We start from the raw sequence: 23,449 nt of genomic DNA on the forward strand, positions 1-23,449 counted from the left end.
GTCGTCCGGGTCGGTCGTCAGGACTGCTCCGGGACGGGCACCTCGATCGTGCCGTCCGTCGCGGTCTCCGCCGGGGGCACAGCCAGGTCGGTGGGCAGCGGGCCGATCCGCAGCTCGTCGGCGACCCAGGTGCCGAAGCGCGGCGACACCTCGACGCCCTCCGCCTTGCCCTGCTCCACCACCGCGTCGAACGCGGCCCGCTGCTGCTCCTCGACGGAGCCGTCCGGCGACAGTGCCCGGCCCAGCCCGTCGACCTGCAGGCTCAGCAGGACGGTCGCGTCGATCGCGGAGGCCGGGATGCTGCTCTGCAGGAAGGCCGCCTCCACCTCGGACTGCCCGCCCAGCTGGTCGGAGTAGGCCTTCAGCGCGGCGTCGATCTGGCCCTGGCTGATCTCCACGCCCTCCGCCTGCGCGGTCTGCGCGACCAGCTCGTTGGTGACCAGCCGCTCCAGCGTCGTACGGGTCAGCTCGGCGTCGGGCTCGTCGGCGGGCAGGTCGTTGGCCGTGTTGACCTCGCGCACCTGGTCGGCAAGCTGGGAGGTCGCGATCCGCGTCTCCCCGACGACCGCGGCCGCACCGGCCTGCAGGGTCCCGGACCCGCCGCACCCGGAGAGCACCGAGACGGCGGCGAGCGCCGCCGCGGCGGCGGCCAGTCGGCGGGCGGGGCGCGGGATGCGGGTCACCGGGGTCTCCGTACGGGTCGTCGGTCGGGGTCGGTGTGGGTCGGGTCGTGGGTCGGGGCCGGGCGTCAGGCGGGGGCCGCCGCGGGCTGGTCGAGCAGGACCGCGTCGACGACCTCGCGCGCCCAGTCCAGCAGCGCGGTGTCGCGGAGCGGCTGCCCGCCCACCCTCGCGGTGGTGGGTCGTGGCACCAGGATCGTACGGACCGCGGGCTTCACCACGGTCCTGGGGTAGAGCCGGGTGAGTCGCAGCGTGCGCGACTCCGGCAGCTCCACCGGGTGGAACCGCACCGAGGAGCCGGCCAGGACGACCTCGTCCAGGCCGGCGCGCCGGGCGTGCACCCGGAAGCGGGCCACCGCGAGCAGCGACTCCACCGGCGCCGGCATCGGGCCGTAGCGGTCGACCAGCTCCTCGGCCACCGCGTCGACGTCGGCGTCGGAGGCCGCGGCCGCCAGCCGCTGGTAGGCCTCCAGCCGCAGCCGCTCCTCGGGCACGTAGTCGTGCGGCACGTGCGCGTCGACCGGCAGCTCGACCTTGACGTCGGCCACCTCACCGTCGGACTCGCCCTTGTACTCCGCCAGCGCCTCCCCGACCAGGCGCACGTAGAGGTCGAAGCCGACGTCGGCGATGTGGCCGCTCTGCTCCCCTCCGAGCAGGTTGCCGGCGCCGCGGATCTCGAGGTCCTTCATCGCGATCTGCATGCCGGACCCGAGGTCGGTGTGCTGCGCCAGCGTCGCGAGCCGCTCGTGCGCGGTCTCGGTGAGCGGTCGCTCCGGCGGGTACAGGAAGTACGCGTAGGCGCGCTCCCGGGCCCGGCCGACCCGCCCGCGCAGCTGGTGCAGCTGGGACAGGCCGAAGACGTCGGAACGGTCGACGATCAGCGTGTTGGCGTTGGCGACGTCGATGCCGGACTCCACGATCGTGGTGGAGACGAGCACGTCGATCCGCTTCTCCCAGAAGTCCAGGATGACCTGCTCGAGCACGTGCTCGTTCATCTGGCCGTGCGCGGTGGCGATCCGGGCCTCGGGCACCAGGTCGCGCAGCCGGGCGGCGACCCGCTCGATGGACTCGACCCGGTTGTGCACGTAGAAGACCTGGCCCTCGCGCAGCAGCTCGCGCCGGACCGCGGCGGCGATCTGCTTCTCGTCGTAGGGCCCCACGAAGGTGAGGACGGGCAGCCGTTCCTCCGGCGGGGTCTGGATCGTGGACATCTCCCGGATCCCGGTGACCGCCATCTCCAGCGTCCGCGGGATCGGGGTGGCGGACATGGTGAGCACGTCGACGTTGGTGCGCAGCGCCTTGAGGTGCTCCTTGTGCTCGACGCCGAAGCGCTGCTCCTCGTCGACGATGACGAGTCCGAGGTCCTTGAACCGCACGCTGGCGGTGAGCAGGCGGTGGGTGCCGATGACGACGTCCACGCTGCCGTCCGCGACCCCGTCGAGGACCGCCCGGGCCTCCGCGTCGGACTGGAACCGGGACAGCGCCGCGACCTTCACCGGGAAGGCGGCGAACCGCTCGGAGAACGTGGAGAAGTGCTGCTGCACCAGCAGCGTGGTCGGGACGAGGACGGCGACCTGCTTGCCGTCCTGGACCGCCTTGAACGCGGCCCGCACGGCGATCTCGGTCTTGCCGTAGCCGACGTCGCCGCAGATCAGCCGGTCCATCGGGACCGTCCGCTCCATGTCGGCCTTGACCTCGTCGATGCAGGCGAGCTGGTCGGGGGTCTCGACGTACGGGAACGCGTCCTCGAGCTCGCGCTGCCACGGGGTGTCCGCGGAGAAGCGGTAGCCCTGCGTCGCGGTGCGCGCGGCGTACAGCCGGATCAGCTCGCCGGCGATCTCCTTGACCGCCTTCTTGGCCCGGCCCTTGGCCTTCTGCCAGTCGCCACCGCCGAGCCGGTGCAGCGACGGTGCCTCGCCTCCGACGTACCGCGTCACCTGGTCGAGCTGGTCGGTGGGGACGTACAGCCGGTCCGGCGGCTGGCCCCGCCGGGACGCGGCGTACTCGACGACCAGGTACTCCCGGGTCGCCCCGGCGACGGTGCGCTGCGTCATCTCGACGTAGCGGCCGACGCCGTGCTGCTCGTGCACCACGAAGTCGCCCGGCTTCAGCGTCAGCGGGTCGATGGTCTGGCGGCGCCGCGAGGGCAGCCGGCGCATGTCCTTGGTGGAGCTGCGCTGGCCGACCAGGTCGGTCTCGGTGAGCACCGCCAGCCGGAGCTCGGACGAGACGAAGCCGTGGTCGATCCGGCCGGTGGACACGTGCACGACGCCGGCGTCGGGTGCACCCGCCGCCGGCAGACCGGTCAGGTCGACGTCGACGACCGCGGCGAGGTCCTCCCCGCGCAGGGACTCCGCCAGCCGCTCGGCCGGGCCGTGGCCCTCCGTGGTCAGGACGACCCGCCAGCCCTCGGACAGCCAGCCGCGGACGTCGTCGAACGCGCGCGACGTCTCCCCGCGGTAGGCGGGGGCGGTCCGGGCGGACACCACGAGCTCGTCGGCCTCCGGGAGCGGCTCGCCCTCGTCGGAGGCGAACGGGGACACGCCCCACCAGGGGACGCCGAGCTCGGCGGCGTGCTCGCGGACCTCTCCGACGGTCCGGTAGGCGGCCCCGCCGAGGTCGATCGGAGTCACGTTGCCCGCGGCCGCGTTGTGCCAGGACGCCTCGAGGAACTCCTGGGAGGTGCGGACCAGCTCGTGCGCCCGGGTGCGGACCCGCTCGGGGTCGCAGACCACGACCATCGCGCGGTCGGGCAGCGCGTCGAGCAGCAGCTCCATCCGCGGCACCAGGACGGGGGCCAGCGCCTCCATGCCCTCCACCGCCCGGCCCTCGGCCAGCGCGGTGCACATCTCGGCCAGCTCGGGGTGCTCCGCAGCGAGCACAGCGGCCCGCTCTCGCACGTCCTCGGTGAGCAGCAGCTCCCGGCAGGGCGGCGCCCACAGCCCGTGCGGGGCGACCTCCAGGGAGCGCTGGTCGGCGACCTTGAACCAGCGCACCTCCTCGACCGTGTCGCCCCAGAACTCCACCCGCAGCGGGTGCTCCTCGGTCGGGGGGAACACGTCGAGGATGCCGCCGCGGACTGCGAACTCACCGCGGCGCTCGACCAGGTCGGTGCGGGTGTAGGCCGCCGCGGCCAGCGCGCGGACCGCGTCCTCCATCGCGATGTCGTCCCCCGCCCGCAACGCGACCGGGACCAGGTCGCCGAGCGCGGCGACCATCGGCTGCAGCAGCGCGCGGACCGGGGCGACCAGTACCCGGACCGGGCCGGCGGCCGGGTCGTCCGGACTGGGGTGGGCCAGCCGGCGGAGCACCGCGAGTCGCCGGCCGACCGTGTCCGACGACGGCGACAGCCGCTCGTGCGGCAGCGTCTCCCAGGAGGGGAACTCCACGACCTGCTCCGACGGCAGCAGGCTGCCCAGCGCCGACACCAGGTCCTCCGCCTCGCGGCCGGTGGCGGTGACCGCGACGACCGGACGCCCGGCGCAGTCGGGACCCTCGCCGGCCAGCGCGGACACCACGAACGGCTGCAGCGCGGACGGTGCGGCCAGGTCCAGCGGGGCCGCCGCCTCGGCGCCGCGGGCGCGCCGGACCGCCTCCGCCACCGCGGGTTCCGTCGCGACGGCGGCCCGCAGTCCGGTGAGGCTCATGACGGTGCCAGCGTACGTGGCGTCGGGGCCGGCCTCAGCCGGCGAGCGCGGCGCGCAGGTGGTCGGCCAGGTCGGCGCGCGAGACCACCAGGTCGGTGACGTAGGGGGGCATGGCGTTGAACAGCACGGGCGACCCGTCGACGTGGGAGGCGACCAGGCCGTAGTGCGCGGCGACGCCGTAGGGCGCGGCCACGTCCCACTCGTAGAAGCCGGTGTCGTGGACGTACGCCTCGGCCCGACCGGACAGGATCTCGTTGACCTTGGCGCCCACCGAGCCGACGTCGACGATCTCGACGCCGCGGTCGGTGACGCCCGCCTCGGCGAGGCGGGCCGCCAGCCGCTCCACGATCTGCGGCAGCGCCGCCGGGGGCCGGGTGCGCGAGGCCACCACGCGGACTGGGCGGTCGGTGGGCAGCGGCGGGACCGCGGCGTCGGTGTCGAGCACGCTGCGGGTCAGGCCCTGCGCGGGCAGGTCGACGGTGGCGGCGGACAGCACCGCGCCGGCGGGCTGCCACAGCGCCACGTGCACCGCGAAGTCGACGCGGCCCTGGCCGTACTCCCAGGTGCCGTCCAGCGGGTCGACGATCCAGACCCGCTGCGCGGACAGCCGGCCCTCGTCGTCCTTGCCCTCCTCCGACAGCACCGCGTCGTCGGGCCGTGCATCGGCCAGCCGGCGCGCCAGCAGCTCGTGCGACGCCGCGTCGGCCTCCTTGCGCAGCCGGGTGGCGCGCTCCTTGTCCTCGGGGTCGAGCTCGCCGTAGGAGGTGCGCAGGTCCAACAGCAGCCGGCCGGCCTCCTGGGCGATCGCGCGGGACAGCTCGGCGTCGGACAGCGACGCGGCGTGGGACAGGTCGGTCACGGGGTCCTCATTCGCGGGTGGGGTCGGGGTGGAACAGGTTCTGGGCCCGGTCCAGGCCCTCGGTGACGAGCGCCTCGGCGGCGTCCGCCGCCCGCTCGAGCAGCAGCGGCAGCTCGCGCCGCTCGGTGGACGAGAACGGCCGCAGCACGAAGTCGGCCGGGTCCTGCCGGCCCGGGGGACGCCCGATGCCGATGCGCAGCCGGTACCAGTCGCCGCCCCCGAGGGAGCGACGCACCGACCGCAGGCCGTTGTGCCCGTTGTCGCCGCCGCCGAGCTTCAGCCGCAGCGCGCCGAACGGGATGTCGAGCTCGTCGTGCATGACCAGCACCCGGTCGGCCGGCACCTTGTAGAAGGCGATCAGCGCGCTCACCGGTCCGCCGGACTCGTTCATGTACGAGCGGGGGACGGCGAGCACCGCGCGGTGCCCGGCCAGCCGGCCCTCGGCGACGTCGGCCCGGCCGCGGCGGTGCCCGGCGAACCGTGCGCCCATCCGGTCGGCCAGCACCTCGGCGGTCATCGCCCCGACGTTGTGCCGCGTCGCGGCGTACTGGGGGCCCGGGTTGCCCAGGCCCACCAGCAGCCACGGCGCGTGCTCGCTCATCGGTGCACCGGCCGGGTGCGGGGTCGGATCACTCCTCGGAGGACTCCGCGGCCGGGGCGGCCTCGCCCTCGACCCCGAGCGCGGCCTCGGCGGCCTCGGCGGCGTCCTCGGCAGCGGCCGCGGCAGCGGCGGCGTCGGCCATCTCCTGCGCGGCCCGGCGGGCGTCCTCGACCGCGTGCGCGGCGGCGGCCATCGGGTCCTCGCCCGCGGCCACGGCCTCCTCGACGGCGCGCACGGCGGCGGAGCGGTCGATGCCGGCCTCGTCGGCGGCGGCCTCGGCGGCGGCGATGGCCTCGGCCATCGCACCGCGGGCGCGCGCCTCGGCGGCGGACACCACGACCAGGTCGACGTGCTCCAGGAACAGCTTCACCGGGTCGCGCTGGACGTCGCGCGGCTTCACCAGGGTCATGCCGCCCTCGAACTCGATCTCCAGCACGACGCGCGGCCGGCGCAGCGCCTGGACCAGGTCGTGACCGGGCAGCGAGATGTGCCGCAGCTCCTGCCCGTCGCCGTAGATGACGGCCGGGACCCGGCCGGTGCGGCGCAGCCGGCGGGCCGCGCCCTTGCCGAACTCGGAGCGCGGCTCGGCGGTCATGCGGGGGTTGGACACGGGGTCTCCTTCGGCGGCGCGGCCGCGTCGGTGGGACACCGACGCGGATCTGCAGGTGGGTGGCGGACGGGACGTGGTCGGCGGCCTCGGCCAGGGCGCACGGCGCCGCACGGACCACGTCGATCACGGCGGCACGCTGCGCCACCCTCGCCGAGGAGCGGCGCCCAGGGTACTGCCCGGCCCCGTCCCCGCCCAAACCCGCGGCCGGGGGCGGGGGCTCCTACTCGAACGGGAGCGGCGTCAGCTGCGGCGGCTCGAACATCGAGGTCACCGACCCGTCGGTGAAGACCTCGTTGATGGCCCGGGCCAGCAGCGGCGCGATCGACAGCACGGTGAGCTTGTCGAACCGTCGCTCGGCCGGGATGGGCAGCGTGTTGGTGACGATGACCTCGGAGATCCGGCTGTTCTTCAGCCGGTCGGCGGCCGGGTCGCTGAGGATCCCGTGGGTCGCGGCGACGATGACGCTGGCGGCGCCGTTGTCGAAGAGGGTGTCGGCCGCCTTCACGATGGTCCCGCCGGTGTCGATCATGTCGTCGACGACGACGCAGACTCGGCCCTCGACGTCACCGACGACCTCGAACACCTTCACCTCGTTGGGCACGTCGGGGTCGCGGCGCTTGTGGATGATCGCCAGCGGGGCGCCCAGGACGTCGGTCCAGCGCTCGGCCACCCGGACCCGGCCGGCGTCGGGGGACACCACGGTGCTGGGCTGGTCGGCGATCCGGTCCTGAACGTAGTCGGCCAGCAGCGGCAGCGCGAACAGGTGGTCCACCGGGCCGTCGAAGAAGCCCTGGATCTGCGAGGTGTGCAGGTCCACCGACATCAGCCGGTCGGCCCCCGCCGTCTTGAACAGGTCGGCCATCAGCCGGGCGGAGATCGGCTCCCGGCCGCGGTGCTTCTTGTCCTGGCGCGCGTAGCCGTAGAACGGGGCGACGACGGTGATCCGCTTGGCCGAGGCGCGCTTGAGCGCGTCGACCATGATCAGCTGCTCCATGATCCACTGGTTGATCGGCGTCGTGTGCGCCTGCAGCACGAAGGCGTCGCACCCGCGGACCGACTCCAGGAACCGGACGAAGATCTCGCCGTTGGCGAAGTCGTAGGCCGACGTCGGCGCCAGCTCGGCCCCCAGCTCCCGCGCCACCTCGGCGGCCAGCTCCGGGTGCGAGCGACCCGCGAACAGCATCAGCCGCTTCTGGGTGGGCGCCTGGATCATGCTCACGAGTCCTCCTGCACGTCCGGCTGCGGGTCACCCTGGCGAGACTTGGCGGCGGCGGCGGACCGCGCCGAGGCCGTGTCCGGCCGGCGTCGCTCCACCCACCCCTCGATGGTGCGCTGGCGGGCCCGGCCGACGGCCATCGCCCCCGGCGGGACGTCGTCGGTGATGACCGATCCCGCGGCCGTGTAGGCGCCGTCCCCGACCTCGACCGGCGCGACCAGCATGGTGTCGCTGCCGATGCGGACGTCGTCACCCACGACGGTGCGGTGCTTGGCGACCCCGTCGTAGTTGACGAAGACGGTCGCGGCGCCGATGTTGCTGCCGGTGCCGATGGTGGCGTCGCCCACGTACGACAGGTGCGGCACCTTCGAGCCGTCGCCGACCTCGGAGTTCTTGATCTCGACGTAGGCCCCGGCCTTGGCGCCGGTGCCCAGGCGGGTTCCGGGGCGCAGGAAGGTGAACGGCCCCACGGTCGCGCGCGGGCCGATGACGGCCAGCTCGGCCCAGGTGTGGACCACGTCGGCGTCCTCCCCCACCTCGCAGTCGCGCAGGGTGGTCCCGGGGCCCACCGAGGCACCGCGGGCGACCGTGGTCGCGCCGACCAGGTGCGTGGACGGGCGCAGCGTCACGTCGGGCGCGAGCTCCACGTCGACGTCGACCCAGGTGGTCGCCGGGTCGAGGATCGAGACCCCGGCCCGCATCCACCGGTCGTTGAGCCGGTCCCGCCAGATCGCCGCCGCGGTGGCCAGCTGCACCCGGTCGTTGACCCCGAGGATCTCGTCGGAGTCGTCGACCACGACCGCGTCCACCTGTCCGCCGTCGCCGCGGACGATGCCGACGACGTCGGTGAGGTACTCCTCGCCCTGGGCGTTGTCGGTGGTCAACCGGGTCAGCGCGTCGCGCAGGGCGGCCGCCGCGAAGGCGTACATGCCGCTGTTGATCTCGCGGATCGCGCGCTGGTCCTCGGTGGCGTCCTTCTGCTCGACGATGCCCTCGACGTGGCCCTCGTCGGTGCGCAGCACCCGCCCGTAGCCGGTCGGGTCGGGCAGGACCGCGGTGAGGACGGTGACCAGGGACCCGGACTCGCCGTGCGCCGCGACCAGCCGGGTCAGCGTGGCGCCCGTGAGCAGCGGGGTGTCGCCGGTCAGGACGACGACCGGACCCGCGTCCGGGTCGGCGGCCGGGTCGTCGCCGCGCAGCGCCAGCTCGTCCAGCGCGATCCGCACCGCGTGCCCGGTGCCGTTCTGCTCGGCCTGGACCACCACCGTGGCGCCGGGGGCGATCGCGGCCACGTGCTCGGTCACCCGCTCCCGGCCGTGGCCCACGACGACGACCAGGCGGACCGGGTCGAGCTCGTCGGCCGCGGCGACGACGTGCCCGAGCAGGGTGCGCCCGGCGCAGGAGTGCAGGACCTTGGGGGTCGCCGACTTCATCCGGGTGCCCTCGCCGGCGGCGAGGATGACCACGGCGGACGGCCGGGGGGCGGTCACGGCGTCGGCGTCTCCAGGCGTCGGACCCCGGGCGGGCTCGGGGTGGGCCGGACGGGCGGGGCCAATCTACTCCGGGCCCGCGGGGATGCGCGGGCGGTCCCCGGATGCCGGCGGCGATGCGCGACCGCGCTCCCGGCGAGGGACTCGAACCCCCATTCACGGCTCCAAAGGCCGCTGTCCTGCCGTTGGACGAGCCGGGACCGCCGCACCGGGATGCCGGCGCGGCGCGGGCCAGTCTGGCACCCTGGCGGTGACGCCGACCGCGGGGCTGGACAGGTTACGCCAGCGTAGGTTACGGTTCCGTAGCCGCGGCGGCGCCGCGGATGCCCGTACCCGCACCACGAGGGAGCCCGACCGCATGACCCTGACCCCCGACCTCCACGCCGACACCCCCGGTGACGACGAGCTGACGGGACAGTCGTACGCGGCCGGACGTGACGACGTCCTGGCCAGCCTCGGCGCCGACGAGCAGTCCGTCGGCATGCGCGCGCTCGTGGCCGTCTTCATCATCGTGCCGCTGCTCGCCGTGCTGCTCGCCATCCCGGTCGCCTGGGGCGGCTGGCTGGGCTGGAGCGACATCGTCCTGCTGGTGGTCTTCTACGTGATCACCGGCCTGGGCATCACGATGGGCTACCACCGGCACTTCACCCACGGCGCCTTCAAGGCCAAGCGGCCGCTGCGGATCACGCTGGCGATCGCCGGCTCGCTGGCGATCCAGGGCTCGGTGGCCCGCTGGGTGGCCGACCACCGCAAGCACCACGCGTTCAGCGACGCCGAGGGCGACCCGCACTCGCCGTGGCGCTACGGCACGTCGGCCCGCGCGGTGGCGAAGGGGCTGTGGTACTCCCACGTCGGGTGGCTCCTCGAGGCGGAGCAGAGCCCGATCCAGCGCTACGCGCCGGACCTGGCCAAGGACCCGGACCTGGTCCGGATCTCCCGGGCGTTCCCGTGGCTGGTCGCCACGTCGCTGCTGCTGCCCGCGGTGCTCGGCGGCCTCATCACCTGGTCGTGGCAGGGCGCGCTGACCGCGTTCTTCTGGGCCGGCCTGGTGCGGATCGCGCTGATCCACCACGTCACCTGGTCGATCAACTCGATCTGCCACGTGTGGGGCAAGCACCCCTTCAAGACCCGCGACCGCGCCGGCAACGTCGCCTGGCTGGCGCTGCCGTCGTTCGGCGAGTCGTGGCACAACCTGCACCACGCCGAGCCGACCGCCGCCCGCCAGGGCGTGCTGCGCGGCCAGGTCGACGTGAGCGGGCGCCTGATCCGCGTCTGCGAGCGGTTCGGATGGGCGTACGACGTGAAGTGGGCCAAGCCGGAGCGGCTGGAGGCCAAGAAGCTCGACGACGTGCGGTTGGGGTCGGTCCGCTGACGCCCACGCAGGCACGCGCGGACCGCGCTCGGGAGAAGGACGCCAAGCCCGAGCGCGTCCGCATGAGCGGGCAGGAGCGGCGCGAGCAGCTGCTGGACGTCGGCCGTAAGCTGTTCGCGCAGAAGGGCTTCGAGGCGGTCAGCGTCGAGGAGATCGCCGCCAAGGCGGGGGTGTCGAAGCCGGTCGTCTACGAGCACTTCGGCGGCAAGGAGGGGCTGTACGCCGTCGTCGTCGACCGCGAGATGAGCAAGCTGCTCGGGATGATCAGCGACGCGCTCACGGCCGGGCACCCGCGGGCGCTGCTGGAGCAGGCCGGGCTGGCGCTGTTCGAGTACATCGAGGGCTCCACCGACGGGTTCCGGGTGCTGGTGCGCGACTCCCCGGTGTCGCAGCAGACCGGCAGCTTCGCCAGCCTCATCGTGGACGTGGCGGCGCAGGTGGAGCACCTGCTGGCCCGGGAGTTCCAGGCCCGCGACTTCAGCCCGAAGCTGGCGCCGATGTACTCGCAGATGCTGGTCGGGATGACCGCGCTGACCGGGCAGTGGTGGCTGGACGTGCGCAAGCCGAAGAAGGAGGAGGTCGTGGCCAACCTGGTCAACCTCGCCTGGAACGGCCTGGCCCACCTGGAGCCGAAGCCCCGCCTGATCACCCGCCCCTGACCAACCCAGCGCCTCACCCGCCGCCCCGCTTGGGCACACGATCCGCTTAGCGGATCGTGTGCCCAACTCGGGCGGCGTGTCGCGGGCGGAACCGGGAACACGATCCGGGTCGCGGTACGCGAGTGACCGGTGGTGCGACGGCCGCCGGGTCTACTCGGGCCGGGTCTACTCGGGCCGGGTCTCCTCGGGCCGGGTCTCCTCGGGCCGGGTCTCCTCGGGCCGGGCCTACTCGGGCCGGGCCTACTCGGGACGGGCGGACTCGAAACGCGCGACCAGGCCGCGCAGCAGGTCCGCCAGCTCCCGCCGGCGGTCCGCCGGCAGCGCCGCCAGGATTTCGCGCTCGTGCCGCAGCAGGTCGGTGAGCGCGTCGTCGACCCGGGCCCGGCCGGCGTCGGTGAGCTGGACCTGGACCCCGCGCCGGTCGTTCGGATCCGGCGACCGAGACACCAGGCCGCGCTCCTCCAGCCGGTCGATCCGGTTGGTCATCGTCCCGCTGGTCACCAGGGTCTGGGTGAGCAGCCGGCCGGGGGACAGCGCGTACGGCGGTCCCGCGCGGCGCAGCGCCGCGAGCACGTCGAACTCCCAGGTCTCCAGGTCGTGCTCCTCGAAGGCCTCGCGACGGGCTCGGTCGAGGTAGCGGGCCAGCCGGGTCACCCGGGACAGCACGTCCAGCGGGGAGACGTCGAGGTCGGGGCGCTCGCGGCGCCAGGCCGCGACGAGCCGGTCGACCTCGTCCTGCGGCGCGGCGCCAGTCCGGTGCTCGGCCCCGTCCCGCCGCTCGACCGTCGCCACCCGTTCATGCTACGCCCAAGATTCTCGATGTCGAGAGATCCGGCGTCGGTGCTCACTCGTCCCACGCACACCCTGACCGGGATCGTGTTCCCGGTTCCGCCGACGACACGCCGCCCAACCTGGCCACACGATCCGGAAAGCGGATCGTGTGCCCGAACGGACGGGCGGGGGTAACGGGGTCGCGGGGGGTGCCGTCAGGGTGACGGCAGGCGGGCCGCGAGCTCCAGCCAGGACTCCTCCAGCTGCTCGCGCTCGGCGAGGAGCCCGCGCAGCTCGGCGTCGAGCGCCAGCACCCGCTCGTGGTCGGCCGCGTGCTCGGCCAGCGCCGCGTGCAGCCGCCCCTCCTCCGCCGCGATCCGGTCCAGCCGCCGCTCCCAGCGCTGCAGCTGCTTGCGCGCCTCGTACGCCTCCCCGCCGCGTAGCGGACCGGGGCGGTCGTCGTCGGGTGACTCCGCCGCCGACCGGTCCTGCGCTGCCGAGGCCCGGGCGTCGCCGTCCGCCGCCGCGGCCCGCAGCGCGAGGTACTCGTCCACGCCCCCCGGCAGATGCCGCAGCGATCCGTCCCCCGGCAGGGCGTACAGGTCGTCGCACACGCGCTCCAGCGAGTACCGGTCGTGCGACACCAGCACCAGCGACCCAGGCCAGGAGTCCAGCAGGTCCTCCAGGACGGTGAGGGTCTCCACGTCGAGGTCGTTCGTCGGCTCGTCGAGCAGTAGCACGTTGGGGCCGTCGACCAGCAGCCGGAGCAGCTGCAGCCGTCGCCGCTCCCCGCCGGACAGGTCGCCCAGCCGCGTGAACAGCCGGTCCCCCGTGAACCCGAAGCCCTCCAGCAGCTGCTGCGCGGACAGCGTGCGTCCGCGGCCGACCTCGACCGTGGCGTGCACCCGCTCCAGGTACGGCAGCACCCGGTCGTCGGGGTCCAGCTCGGCCAGGTCCTGGGTCAGGCGGGCGGCGCGCACCGTGCGCCCGACCTCGACGGTGCCGTCGTACGTCGACGGCTCCCCGTCGAGCAGCCGCAGCAGGGTGGTCTTGCCGGCGCCGTTGGGCCCGAGCAGCCCGATCCGGTCGCCCGGGCCGAGCCCCCAGGTGACGTCCCGCAGCACCTGCGGCGCGCCCACGACGGGCGCGGCCCGCAGGGTCACGCCCTCCAGCTCCACCACCCGCTTGCCCAGCCGAGCGGTGACGAAGCGCTGCAACTCCAGCCGGTCCCGTGCCGGGGGCTCGCCCTCGATCAGCGCGTTCGCCGCGTCGATCCGGAACCGCGGCTTGCTGGTGCGCGCCGGCGGCCCGCGGCGCAGCCAGGCCAGCTCCTTGCGCAGCAGGTTGCGGCGCCGGTCGTCCGTGACGGCGGCGACCCGCTCCCGCTCGGCGCGGGCGAGGACGTACGCCGCGTAGCCGCCGTCGTAGCGGTGCACCCGCCCGTCGGCGACCTCCCAGGTCTGGGTGCACACCGCGTCCAGGAACCACCGGTCGTGCGTCACCACCACGAGCGACCCGGACCGCGCCGCCAGCGTGGACGCCAGCGCCGCCACCGTCTCGATGTCGAGGTGGTTGGTCGGCTCGTCGAGCAGCAGCAGGTCCGGGTCCTCGACCAGCAGCCGGGCCAGCGACGCCCGACGGCGCTCTCCGCCCGACATCGTCCCCGCGCGGGTGTCCCAGCCGTCGGGGTACGCGTCGGCCGACAGCCCGCCGAGGAACGCGGTCACCACCCCGCGGACCCGGGCGTCCCCGGCCCACTCGTGCTCGGCCCGGTCCCCCAGGACCACCTCCCGCAGCGAGGCGCACGCCGCCAGGTCGTCCTCCTGGGCGAGAACGCCGACCCGCAGGCCTCCGGCGCGCACGACCCGGCCGCGGTCGGGTGGCACGGAACCCCCCAGCGTCCGCAGCAGCGTGGTCTTGCCCCCGCCGTTGCGGCCCACCACCCCGACCCGCGCGCCCTCGGCCACGCCGAGGGACACGTCGTCGAGCAGCAACCGGGTGCCGCGGGCGGTGGTCACGCCCTCGAGAGCGACCACGGAGGGGACGGCCATCGCCTCGCCCTACCCCGCCGCGTCGACCACGCGGGCCCCCGGCACCGGCCCGCTCGCGCGCCGCACGGTGCGGCACACCCCGGACGCCGACAGGGCGACCGCGAGATCGAGCGCCTGCTCGTCGTCGGCTACCAGGAACGCGCAGGTCGGTCCGCTGCCGGACACGACGCCGCCCAGTGCGCCGTACTCGTCGCCCACCTCGAGCACCAGGTCCAGGGACGGCCGCAGGGAGATCGCCGCGGGCTGGAGGTCGTTGCGCAGCGCACCGCCGAGGGCCACCGGGTCGGCGGCGCGCAGGGCGGCCATCAGCGCGTCGGACAGGCGCGGCGGCGGGACCTCCTCGCCCTCCCGCTGCCGGTCGCACTCGGCGTAGACCGCCGGGGTGGGCAGGCCGCCCTCGGCCAGCGCGAAGACCCAGTGGAACTCACCGCGCGCTAGGGCGGGGGTGAGCTGCTCGCCGCGGCCGGTGCCGATCGCGGTGCCGCCGTGCAGGGAGAACGGCACGTCCGACCCGAGCTCGGCGCCCATCGCCTCGAGTTCCGCGCGGTGCAGCCCCAGGTGCCACAGCGCGTCGCAGGCCACCAGCGCCGCCGCGGCGTCGGCGCTGCCGCCGGCCATGCCGCCCGCCACCGGGATGCCCTTGCGCACGTGGATGCGCAGGTCGGGGTCGAGCCCGGTCCGCTCAGCCACCAGGGCTACCGCGCGCCAGGCCAGGTTGGACTCGTCGGTGGGGACGTCGCCCGCGCCCTCGCCTTCGACCGTGAGGCTGACGCCGGCCCCGGCGCGGCCGAGCCGCAGCTCCAGCTCGTCGTACAGCGACACGGCCTGGAAGACCGTGACGAGGTCGTGGTAGCCGTCGTCACGGCGCGGCCCGACCGACAGCTGCAGGTTCACCTTGGCGGGGACCCGCACGGTGACCGACGACGTGCCGCGCATGGCTCGACCCTAGGCCCGGTATGCGGCCGACCGCGCGGCGGCGATGCGCGCGAACGCGGCCACGTCGAGCTGCTCGCCGCGGACCGTCGGGTCCACCCCCGCGGCCAGCAGCGCGGCCTCGGCGGCGGCCGCGGACCCGGCCCACCCGGCCAGCGCGGCGCGCAGCGTCTTGCGCCGCTGGGCGAAAGCCGCGTCGACAACCGAGAAGACCTCCTCGCGGGTCGCCGCGGTGACCGGCGGCGCGGTCCGCTCGAGCAGCACCAGCCCGGAGTCCACATTCGGCGCCGGCCAGAAGACCGTCCGCCCCACCGACCCGGCGCGGCGGACCGTGCCGTACCAGCGGGCCTTGACGCTGGGCACCCCGTACACCCGCGACCCGGGGTCGGCCGCCAGCCGGTCGGCGACCTCGGCCTGCACCATCACCAGCGCGCGGCGCAGCGTGGGGAAGGTCGCGAGCAGGTGCAGCAGCACCGGAACCGCGACGTTGTAGGGCAGGTTCGCGACCAGCGCCGTCGGCGGGTCGCCGGGCAGGTCCGTGAGCCGCAGGGCGTCGGCCGCGACGACGGTGAGGCGGTCGGCGTACGCGGGCAGCCGTTCGGCCACGGTCCCCGGCAGCGCCTCGGCGAGCACCGGGTCGACCTCCACGGCGACGACGTGAGCGACGTGCGGCAGCAGCGCCAGGGTGAGACTGCCCAGGCCCGGCCCGACCTCCACGACGACGTCGTCCTCGCCCACTGCCGCCGCCCGCACGATCCGGCGCACCGTGTTGGCGTCGATGACGAAGTTCTGGCCCAGCTGCTTGGTCGGGCGGATCCCGAGCCGGTCGGCCAGCGCGCGGACGTCCGCGGCACCCAGCAGCCCGTCCTCGCTCACGACCGCGTCACCACGGCCCGAAGACGCGTACCGAGTTCTCCCACAGCGCGGCCGACAGTGACTCGACCGACTCGCCCCTGGTCTCGGCCATCGAACGGACCGTGAGCGGAACGAGGTAGGACGCGTTCGTCCGGCCGCGGTAGGGCATCGGGGTCAGGTACGGCGCGTCGGTCTCCACGAGCACGCGGTCCTGCGGTGCCACCCGCAGCGCCTCGCGCAGCGGCTCGGCGTTCTTGAACGTCACCGTGCCGGCGAACGACAGGTACCAGCCCCGCTCCGCGCAGTACGCCGCCATCGAGGCGTCCCCGGAGAAGCAGTGGAACACCACTGTCTCCGGCGCGCCCTCGTCCTCAAGCACCCGGATCACGTCGTCGTGCGCGTCCCGGTCGTGGATGACCAGCGGCTTGCCGACGCGGCGCGCCAGCCGGATGTGCCAGCGGAACGACTCCTCCTGGATCCCGCGGCCGTCCTCTCCCGTGCGGTAGTGGTCCAGCCCGGTCTCGCCGATCGCCGCCACCTCGGGCAGCACGGCGAGCTCCTCGATCGCGTCGTAGGCGTCCCCCAGCGCGACGTGCCGCCCCTCGGCGAAGATCCGCGGGGCCTCGTTGGGGTGCAGCGCGATCCCGGCGCGGACCTCGTCGTACGCGGCGGCCGTGCGCACCGACCAGCGGGCCGACTCCACGTCGCAGCCGATCTGCACGATCCGGGTGATGCCCACCGCCGCGGCCTGCTCCAGCGCCTCGTCGACGGGCAGCCACTCGTCGCCGGCGACGATGTCGAGGTGGCAGTGGGTGTCGACGACCGGGCTGGGCAGCGGCTCGGGCGCGGGCGGCAGGGTCACGGGCGGACAGGCTAGCCGCAGGTCGCGCGCCGGCCGCTACGCCAGCGGCTCGAAGCGCGCGGTGAAGTGCCTCAGCGCCCGCGGCTGCTCCACGATCCGGTACCCCGGCAGCGACGACGCCTCCTGAGCCACGTGCTCGCACACCTCGATCACGTAGTCCATGTGGCTCTGCGTGTACGTGCGCCGCGGGATCGCCAGGCGTACCAGGTCCATCGCCGCCGGCTGCTCCGTGCCGTCCGGCGCCAGCCCGAACATCACCGTCCCGATCTCGCAGCCGCGCACCCCGCCGGCCTGGTACAGCGCGACGGCGAGGGACTGGCCGGGGTACTCCAGCGGCGGGATTTGCGGCAGCAGCGCCCGGGCATCGAGGTAGACCGCGTGCCCGCCGATGGGCGTGACGACCGGGATCCCCACCCGCTGCAGGGCCTCCCCCAGGTACGCCGTGGACCGGATCCGGTAGCGCAGGTAGTCGTGGTGCACGACCTCCTTCAGCCCCTGCGCGAGCGCCTCGAGGTCGCGGCCCGCGAGGCCGCCGTACGTCGGGAAGCCCTCGGTCAGGATGAGCAGGTTGCGGCACTGCTCGGCCAGCTCGTCGTCGTTGAGCGCCAGCCAGCCGCCGATGTTGCCCATCGGGTCCTTCTTCGCCGACATCGTCATGCCGTCGGCGAGCGACGCCATCTCGCGCACGATGTCGGGGACGTCACGGTCGCCCTGCCCGGCCTCGCGCTCCCGGATGAACCAGGCGTTCTCGGCGAACCGGCAGGCGTCCAGGAACAGCGGCTTGCCGTGCGCCCGGCACACCTCCGACACCTCGTGCAGGTTCGCCAGGCTCACCGGCTGGCCGCCGCCGCTGTTGTTGGTGACGGTGTGGAACACCACCGGGACCGCGTCGCCCTGCTCGGTCAGCAGGGCGTCCAGGGCGGCGACGTCCATGTTGCCCTTGAACGGGTGGTCGGTGGCCGGGTCCCGGCCCTCGGCGATGACCAGGTCGACGGCCTGGGCCCCGGTGTACTCCACGTTGGCGCGGGTGGTGTCGAAGTGGGTGTTGTTGGGGACCACCTTCCCCGGACCGCCGAGCACCCCGAAGATGATCTTCTCGGCCGCGCGGCCCTGGTGCGTGGGGATGACGTGCCGGTAGGGGAACAGCTCCTGCACCGCGGTGCGGAAGATCTCGTACGACGGGCTGCCGGCGTACGACTCGTCGCCGTGCTGGATCGCCGCCCACTGGTCCCGGCTCATCGCGCCGGTGCCGGAGTCCGTGAGCAGGTCGATCAGGACGTCCCCCGCCGGCAGCGAGAACAGGTTGTACCCGGCCTGCTCCAGCGCCGCGTCCCGCTCCTCCGGCGTGGTCATCCGGATGGGCTCGACGGAGTGGATGCGGAACGGCTCGAAGATGGTCCGGAACGTCATACCGCGGAACGTACCGGCCACCAGGCCCCGCCGTGGCCGGTCGAGCTGGTCAGCCCGCCGGCTCCTCCTCCAGCCGCGGGAACAGCGCCGCACCCTTGGTCACGGTGACCCCGGGCGGCAGTTGGCCCCACGAACCGGCGCGCTGCACCTGCTGATCGCCCACCGGTCCGAGCGCCGGCTCGGCACCGAGCTGGTCCCACAGCGACCGGGTCGCCTGCGGCATCACCGGGTGGTGCAGCACCGCGATCGCGCGCAGCGCCTCGCACACGGTGTAGAGGATCGTGTGCAGCCGCGTCTCCTGCGCCGGGTCCTTGGCGACCTTCCACGGCTCCTGCTCGGTGACGTAGACGTTCACCGCGTCGACGAACGACTTCATCGCTCCGATGCCGGTGGTGAAGTCCATCCGCAGCATCGCCGCGTCCGCGTCCTGCACAGCACGCACGAGATGGTCCTGCAGCGCCAGGTCCGCGTTCGTGTAGTCACCCGGCGCGGGCAGCACGCCCCCGCAGTACTTGCCGACCATGGCGGCGGCCCGCGAGGCCAGGTTGCCCAGGCCGTTGGCCAGCTCGGCGGTGTAGCGCGCGGACATGTCCTCCCAGGAGAAGGACCCGTCCTGCCCGAACTGGATGGCGCGCAGGAAGTAGTAGCGGAACGCGTCGGAGCCGAAGTGCCCGGTGATCTGCTCCGGTGCGATGCCGGTGAGCTTGGTCTTGCTCATCTTCTCGCCGCCGACGAGCAGCCACCCGTGCGCGAACACCTTGCGCGGCAACGGCAGTCCCGCGGCCATCAGCATCGCCGGCCAGTAGACCGCGTGGAACCGCAGGATGTCCTTGCCGACGAAGTGCACGTCGGCGGGCCAGGTGCGCTCGAACCGCTCGGCCTCGGGAGTGCCCTCACGCGCGCCGTAGCCGATCGCGGTGATGTAGTTCAGCAGCGCGTCGAACCACACGTAGACGACCTGCTTCTCGTCCCACGACAGCGGGATCCCCCACGACACCGTGGACCGCGACATCGAGATGTCCGACAGGCCCTGGCGGATGAAGGACACGACCTCGTTGTAGGCGCTGGTCGGCTCGACCGCGTCCGGGTTGCGCTCGTAGTGCTCCAGCAGGGCGTCCTGGAACGCCGACAGGCGGAAGAACCAGTTCGCCTCCGAGAGCATCTCCACCGGCCGGCCGTGCACCGGGCACAGCTTCTGCCCGGCCAGGTCCCCCTCGCCGTCGACCAGGTCGCCGGGGAGCTTGAACTCCTCGCAGCCGACGCAGTACGGGCCCTCGTACGCCGACTCGTAGACGTGCCCGCGCTCGCGGAGCACGTCCCAGAAGTGCTGCACCCCGGTCTTGTGCCGGCCCTCGGTGGTGCGGATGAAGTCGTCGTGGGCCGCGTCGATCGTCAGCAGCACCGGGCGCCAGGACTCCTGCACCAGCCGGTCCACCCACTCCTGCGGCGTCGTGCCGCCGGCGTCCGCGGCGCGCTGCACCTTGGTCCCGTGCTCGTCGACGCCGGTGAGGTACCAGACCCGCTCGCCCCGCTGCCGGTGCCACCGGGTCAGGACGTCGCCCGCCGTCGTCGTGTACGCGTGCCCGATGTGGGGGGCGTCGTTGACGTAGTAGATGGGCGTGGTGGCGTAGAACGCCTTGCCGACGTCGGGGGACATGCGCCAAATCCTACGGGCGCACCGCACCGGCCGACGCCGCCGTTTCGCCCGCGGCGGCGACGGCCGGGCCGGGTCGCGTCAGCGCGCGGCGGCCGGCGGCCCCATGTGCAGCGTGGTGATCGCCTCGCGCAGTGGGGCGACATGCACCGCCAGCGCCCCGCAGTGCGGGCACCTCAGGTCCGCGACCGGGGCGGGCACCGGCATCCCGTCGACGAGGTACTCCACCAGGTCCTCGCCGAGGGAACTGTGCATCCGACGCGCCTCGAACCTCTGGACCCACTCGCGGTGGCAGTGCCGGCAGACGAACTCGAAGGTCTCCTGAGTCACGACCAGGTCCTTCATGGCAGCCCCCTTCCGCTCGGGCTCCCTCCACCGTGCTCCCGCGGTCGCCGCCGGGTCAAGACCCATCAGTCCCGGGCGGTTCGGTCCCGGGCGGTCGGATGCCCGCGTGCTTGGCCGCCACGACCGCGTCGTACACCGCCCTCTTGGGCACGCCGGCCCCGCGGGCGACGTCCGCGACCGCGGTCCGCCGGTCCTCCCCGGCGGCGACCCGGGCGGCCACGGCGGTCACCCACTCGTCCGGCCCCCCGTGGGTCGTTTCGGACCGCGTGGCGCCGGCGACCACGACGGTCACCTCCCCACGCACCCCGTCCGCCGCCCAGCCGGCGAGCTCGGCCAGGCCCCCGCGCCGGACCTCCTCGTACGTCTTGGTCAGCTCCCGGCACACCGCCGCCGGCCGGTCCGCCCCGAACGCGTCGGCCATCGCCGCCAGCGACTCGGCCAGCCGGTGCGGGGCCTCGAAGAACACCAGGGTCCGCGGCTCGGCGGCCAGCTCGGCCAGCCGGGCCCGGCGCTCGCCGGCCCTACGGGGCAGGAACCCCTCGAAGCAGAAGCGGTCCACGGGCAGGCCCGACACCGCCAGTGCGGTGAGGACCGCCGACGGCCCGGGGACCGAGGTCACCCGGACCCCGGCGTCCACGGCCGCCCGCACCAGCCGGTAGCCGGGGTCGCTCACGCTCGGCATCCCGCCGTCGGTGACCAGCGCGACCATGGCCCCGCCGCGCAGGTCCTCGAGCAGCGCGGGGATGCGCGCCGTCTCGACCGCGTCGTAGTACGAGACCAGCCGGCCGGCCACCCGTACGCCGAGGGCGTCCGCCAGCCGCCGCAACCGCCGGGTGTCCTCGGCGGCGACGACGTCGGCCTCGGCCAGCAGCCGCGCCAGCCGGGGGGACGCGTCCGCCGGATCGCCCAGCGGTGCGCCGGCCAGCACCAGCAGGCCGCCGTCTCCCCCGCGGGTCCCGCTCGCGTCGGTCGCCATACCGACATCCTGCCGACCCTCCCGGCCGCCCGGTGTCCCTCTCCCTACGATGGCGCGGTGGCCGTGACCGAGGTGGCGCCCCCGCCTGCGGAGCCGCCCGGTCCGGCGGACGCGGGCGAGCCGTTGCCGCGCCGGGTCCGCCGCGACGGTGCCTCGCTGCCGCAGCGGCTGTTCCCCCCGATGCCGCGGCCGGCGTGGATCGGCTGGGTCGGCGCACTGGCCGTCGCCCTGGTCGGCGGCATCATCCGCTTCGTCGAGCTCGGCCGGCCAGCCGCCGTCGTGTTCGACGAGACGTACTACATGAAGGACGCCCTGTCGCTGCTGCGCTGGGGCTACGAGCGGCAGTTCGTCGACGACGCGAACGACCTGATCCTGGCCAGCGACGGCAACTGGCGCACCCTCGACGTGTTCAAGGACGACCCGTCGTTCGTCGTCCACCCGCCGTTCGGCAAGTGGACCATCGCGGCGGGCGAGTGGCTGTTCGGCGTGACCCCGTTCGGCTGGCGGTTCGCGGTCGCGGTGCTCGGCACGCTCTCGATCCTGATGGTGGTCCGGATCGCCCGCCGGCTGACCCGTTCCGACCTCATCGGCATCGCCGCCGGGCTGCTGCTGGCACTCGACGGCATCCACATCGTGATGTCCCGCACCGCGGTGCTCGACATGGTGCTGTCGTTCTGGGTGCTGGCGGCCTTCGGCTTCCTGCTGCTGGACCGCGACCGCACTCGAAAACGACTGGCAACCCTGGTCGAGCGGCACGGGCCGGCCGTCGTCGGCGCGGGCTGGGGACCGCCGCTGGGGCTACGGCCCTGGCGGTGGGCGGCCGGGATCAGCCTGGGCCTGGCCTGCGGCGTCAAGTGGAGCGGCATCTGGTTCGTGGCCGCCTTCGGTCTGATGACCGTGGTGTGGGACGTCGGCACGCGCAAGGCCGTCGGCGTCCGCCGGCCGTGGCTGACGACGCTGGTGCGCAGCGGGCCGCCCGCGTTCGTGGCGATCGTGGGCCTCGGCGTGCTCACCTACCTGGCCACCTGGTACGGCTGGTTCACCAACCCCGGCGGCTACGACCGGACCTGGGCGGACGACCAGCCGTCGTCGTTCATCCCCGCGGCGTTGAGGTCGCTGTGGCACTACCACGCCGAGGCGTGGGGCTTCCACGTCAACCTCACCTCGGACCACTCGTACCAGTCCAACGCGTGGAGCTGGCTGCTGCAGACGCGGCCGACGTCGTTCTTCTACGAGTCGTACGACCGCGGGTTGTCCGGCTGCGACGTCGACAAGTGCTCGGCCGAGGTGATCGCGCTCGGGAACCCGATCGTGTGGTGGGCCGGGGCGCTGGCCCTGGTGCACCAGCTGTGGCGCTGGGTCGCCCGGCGCGACTGGCGCTCCGGAGCGGTGCTCGTCGGGGTCGTGGCCGGGTGGGCACCCTGGCTGCTGTTCCAGGAGCGCACGATCTTCACGTTCTACTCGGTGGTGTTCGTGCCGTTCCTGGTGATGGCGCTGGCGATGTCGCTGGGTACCGTCCTCGGCCCGGCGGACGCGTCCGAGGCCCGGCGGATGAAGGGGGCCATCGCCGCCGGCGGGGTGATGCTGGCTGTCGTCGTCGCCGCGTGGTGGTTCCTGCCGGTGTGGACCGGGGAGACGATCCCGTACGAGATGTGGAAGTTGCGCATGTGGATGCCGACCTGGGTGTGAGCCCCGCCGCGCGACCCACCGACCGGGTGCTGCTGGCCGCCCTGGTCGCGCTCACCGTCGTCAGCGGGGTCGTCGACGCCGTCAGCTTCCTCGCGCTGGGCCGCGTCTTCACCGCGAACATGACCGGCAACGTGGTGATGCTCGGTTTCGCCGCCGCGGGGGTGGAGGGGTTCTCCGTCGCTGCCAGCCTCACCTCGGTGACGGCGTTCGTGGCGGGCGCGCTGGTGGGGGGTCGCCTGGCCGGTCGGCCGGGTGACCGGCGCACCCGTCTGGTCGCCGCGCTGGTCGGGGAGGCCGTGCTGGTGGCCGCAGCGGCGGCCCTGGCGCTGTCGGTCCCCGACGTCGGGACCGGCTGGGCCCGACTGGCGTGCATCGCGCTGCTCGCCCTGGCGATGGGCTCCCGCAACGCCGCCCTGCGGCGGCTGGCGCTGGGGGACGTCGCCACCACGGTCCTGACGTCGACGCTGACCGGGCTGGCGGCGGACTCGTCGCTGGCCGGCGGGGACAGCCGCTCCGCCGGGCGCCGGCTGGCCGCGGTGCTGGCGCTGGCGGCCGGGGCGGCGGCCGGGGCGTGGCTGCTGCTGCGGCACGGGCCCGGCCCGGTGCTCCTGGTCGCCGCGGCCCTCACCGCGGCCACCGCCCTCGCCACCGCCCTCGCCGCCGCCCTCACCGGTCGCCCGGCCAGGCCCGCCACGCCACGAACCCCCCGCACCCCCTCGGCCGAATGAGTCCAGGCGTTGCTTTCGGCCCCGAAACGGCCCCACAAGCG

20 protein-coding genes and 1 tRNA gene are annotated in these 23,449 nt (G+C 74.2%); 4 read left to right on the top strand and 17 right to left on the bottom strand.

Features of this window, described 5'->3' with window-relative positions; genetic code table 11:
* Nucleotides 1-17: 17 nt before the first annotated feature.
* The 8 genes from R2737_03425 to R2737_03460 all read right to left on the bottom strand — a co-directional run bounded on the left by R2737_03425 (nucleotide 18) and on the right by R2737_03460 (nucleotide 9,303).
* Nucleotides 18-683 carry a SurA N-terminal domain-containing protein gene (locus R2737_03425; GenBank protein ID MEZ5115299.1) on the bottom strand — a complete coding sequence of 222 codons (666 nt, stop codon included), beginning with the start codon at nucleotides 681-683 and terminating at the stop codon, nucleotides 18-20.
* Between the two features lie 65 nt (nucleotides 684-748).
* Complete coding sequence (gene mfd, locus R2737_03430; protein ID MEZ5115300.1) at nucleotides 749-4,327, bottom strand: transcription-repair coupling factor; 3,579 nt, start codon at nucleotides 4,325-4,327, stop codon at nucleotides 749-751.
* 34 nt (nucleotides 4,328-4,361) lie between these two features.
* Nucleotides 4,362-5,186 carry an inositol monophosphatase family protein gene (locus tag R2737_03435; GenBank protein ID MEZ5115301.1) on the bottom strand — a complete coding sequence of 275 codons (825 nt, stop codon included), beginning with the start codon at nucleotides 5,184-5,186 and terminating at the stop codon, nucleotides 4,362-4,364.
* Between the two features lie 7 nt (nucleotides 5,187-5,193).
* Nucleotides 5,194-5,787, bottom strand: coding sequence for an aminoacyl-tRNA hydrolase (pth, locus tag R2737_03440; GenBank protein MEZ5115302.1), 594 nt, complete (start codon nucleotides 5,785-5,787; stop codon nucleotides 5,194-5,196).
* 28 nt (nucleotides 5,788-5,815) lie between these two features.
* Entirely contained in the window at nucleotides 5,816-6,397 is a 582-nt protein-coding gene (locus tag R2737_03445) for a 50S ribosomal protein L25 (protein MEZ5115303.1), read from the bottom strand.
* Nucleotides 6,398-6,617: 220 nt separating this feature from the next.
* Nucleotides 6,618-7,610, bottom strand: a complete 993-nt coding sequence (locus R2737_03450; GenBank protein ID MEZ5115304.1) for a ribose-phosphate diphosphokinase — start codon at nucleotides 7,608-7,610, stop codon at nucleotides 6,618-6,620.
* 2 nt (nucleotides 7,611-7,612) lie between these two features.
* Entirely contained in the window at nucleotides 7,613-9,103 is a 1,491-nt protein-coding gene (gene glmU / locus R2737_03455) for a bifunctional UDP-N-acetylglucosamine diphosphorylase/glucosamine-1-phosphate N-acetyltransferase GlmU (GenBank protein ID MEZ5115305.1), read from the bottom strand.
* A gap of 129 nt (nucleotides 9,104-9,232) precedes the next feature.
* Nucleotides 9,233-9,303, bottom strand: a tRNA-Gln gene (locus tag R2737_03460).
* A gap of 158 nt (nucleotides 9,304-9,461) precedes the next feature.
* On the opposite strand from R2737_03460, the gene R2737_03465 reads away from it, so the two are divergent.
* Entirely contained in the window at nucleotides 9,462-10,475 is a 1,014-nt protein-coding gene (locus R2737_03465) for an acyl-CoA desaturase (protein ID MEZ5115306.1), read from the top strand.
* 62 nt (nucleotides 10,476-10,537) lie between these two features.
* On the top strand, nucleotides 10,538-11,134 hold the full coding sequence (locus R2737_03470; protein MEZ5115307.1) for a TetR/AcrR family transcriptional regulator: 597 nt from the start codon (nucleotides 10,538-10,540) through the stop codon (nucleotides 11,132-11,134).
* A 240-nt stretch (nucleotides 11,135-11,374) separates the two neighbouring features.
* Here R2737_03470 and R2737_03475 read toward each other — a convergent pair whose 3' ends face one another.
* The 9 genes from R2737_03475 to rsmI all read right to left on the bottom strand — a co-directional run bounded on the left by R2737_03475 (nucleotide 11,375) and on the right by rsmI (nucleotide 20,991).
* The gene (locus R2737_03475; GenBank protein MEZ5115308.1) at nucleotides 11,375-11,926 is read right to left on the bottom strand and encodes a MarR family transcriptional regulator; all 552 of its coding nucleotides are present in this window, start codon (nucleotides 11,924-11,926) and stop codon (nucleotides 11,375-11,377) included.
* Nucleotides 11,927-12,120: 194 nt separating this feature from the next.
* Entirely contained in the window at nucleotides 12,121-13,956 is a 1,836-nt protein-coding gene (locus R2737_03480) for an ABC-F family ATP-binding cassette domain-containing protein (protein MEZ5115309.1), read from the bottom strand.
* 9 nt (nucleotides 13,957-13,965) lie between these two features.
* A complete protein-coding gene (locus R2737_03485) occupies nucleotides 13,966-14,892 on the bottom strand; it encodes a 4-(cytidine 5'-diphospho)-2-C-methyl-D-erythritol kinase (protein ID MEZ5115310.1) in 927 nt (308 codons plus the stop codon).
* A gap of 9 nt (nucleotides 14,893-14,901) precedes the next feature.
* On the bottom strand, nucleotides 14,902-15,765 hold the full coding sequence (gene rsmA / locus R2737_03490) for a 16S rRNA (adenine(1518)-N(6)/adenine(1519)-N(6))-dimethyltransferase RsmA (GenBank protein ID MEZ5115311.1): 864 nt from the start codon (nucleotides 15,763-15,765) through the stop codon (nucleotides 14,902-14,904).
* 7 nt (nucleotides 15,766-15,772) lie between these two features.
* Nucleotides 15,773-16,606 carry a TatD family hydrolase gene (locus R2737_03495; protein ID MEZ5115312.1) on the bottom strand — a complete coding sequence of 278 codons (834 nt, stop codon included), beginning with the start codon at nucleotides 16,604-16,606 and terminating at the stop codon, nucleotides 15,773-15,775.
* 36 nt (nucleotides 16,607-16,642) lie between these two features.
* Nucleotides 16,643-18,016, bottom strand: coding sequence for a tryptophanase (locus R2737_03500; GenBank protein MEZ5115313.1), 1,374 nt, complete (start codon nucleotides 18,014-18,016; stop codon nucleotides 16,643-16,645).
* Nucleotides 18,017-18,065: 49 nt separating this feature from the next.
* Nucleotides 18,066-19,673, bottom strand: a complete 1,608-nt coding sequence (metG, locus tag R2737_03505; GenBank protein MEZ5115314.1) for a methionine--tRNA ligase — start codon at nucleotides 19,671-19,673, stop codon at nucleotides 18,066-18,068.
* 78 nt (nucleotides 19,674-19,751) lie between these two features.
* Nucleotides 19,752-20,015 (bottom strand): hypothetical protein, encoded by a 264-nt coding sequence (locus tag R2737_03510; protein MEZ5115315.1) that lies wholly within the window; start codon nucleotides 20,013-20,015, stop codon nucleotides 19,752-19,754.
* 55 nt (nucleotides 20,016-20,070) lie between these two features.
* On the bottom strand, nucleotides 20,071-20,991 hold the full coding sequence (gene rsmI, locus R2737_03515; protein MEZ5115316.1) for a 16S rRNA (cytidine(1402)-2'-O)-methyltransferase: 921 nt from the start codon (nucleotides 20,989-20,991) through the stop codon (nucleotides 20,071-20,073).
* Between the two features lie 57 nt (nucleotides 20,992-21,048).
* Here rsmI and R2737_03520 point away from each other — a divergent pair, with 57 nt between their 5' ends.
* Together R2737_03520 and R2737_03525 are read left to right on the top strand one after the other, a co-directional pair.
* Nucleotides 21,049-22,680, top strand: a complete 1,632-nt coding sequence (locus R2737_03520) for a phospholipid carrier-dependent glycosyltransferase (protein MEZ5115317.1) — start codon at nucleotides 21,049-21,051, stop codon at nucleotides 22,678-22,680.
* Entirely contained in the window at nucleotides 22,677-23,408 is a 732-nt protein-coding gene (locus R2737_03525) for a YoaK family protein (protein ID MEZ5115318.1), read from the top strand. Before R2737_03520 ends, R2737_03525 begins: the two co-directional genes overlap by 4 nt.
* Nucleotides 23,409-23,449: the final 41 nt, after the last annotated feature.

This window comes from Candidatus Nanopelagicales bacterium (assembly GCA_041393815.1).
Classification (GTDB): domain Bacteria; phylum Actinomycetota; class Actinomycetes; order S36-B12; family JAWKJK01; genus JAWKJK01.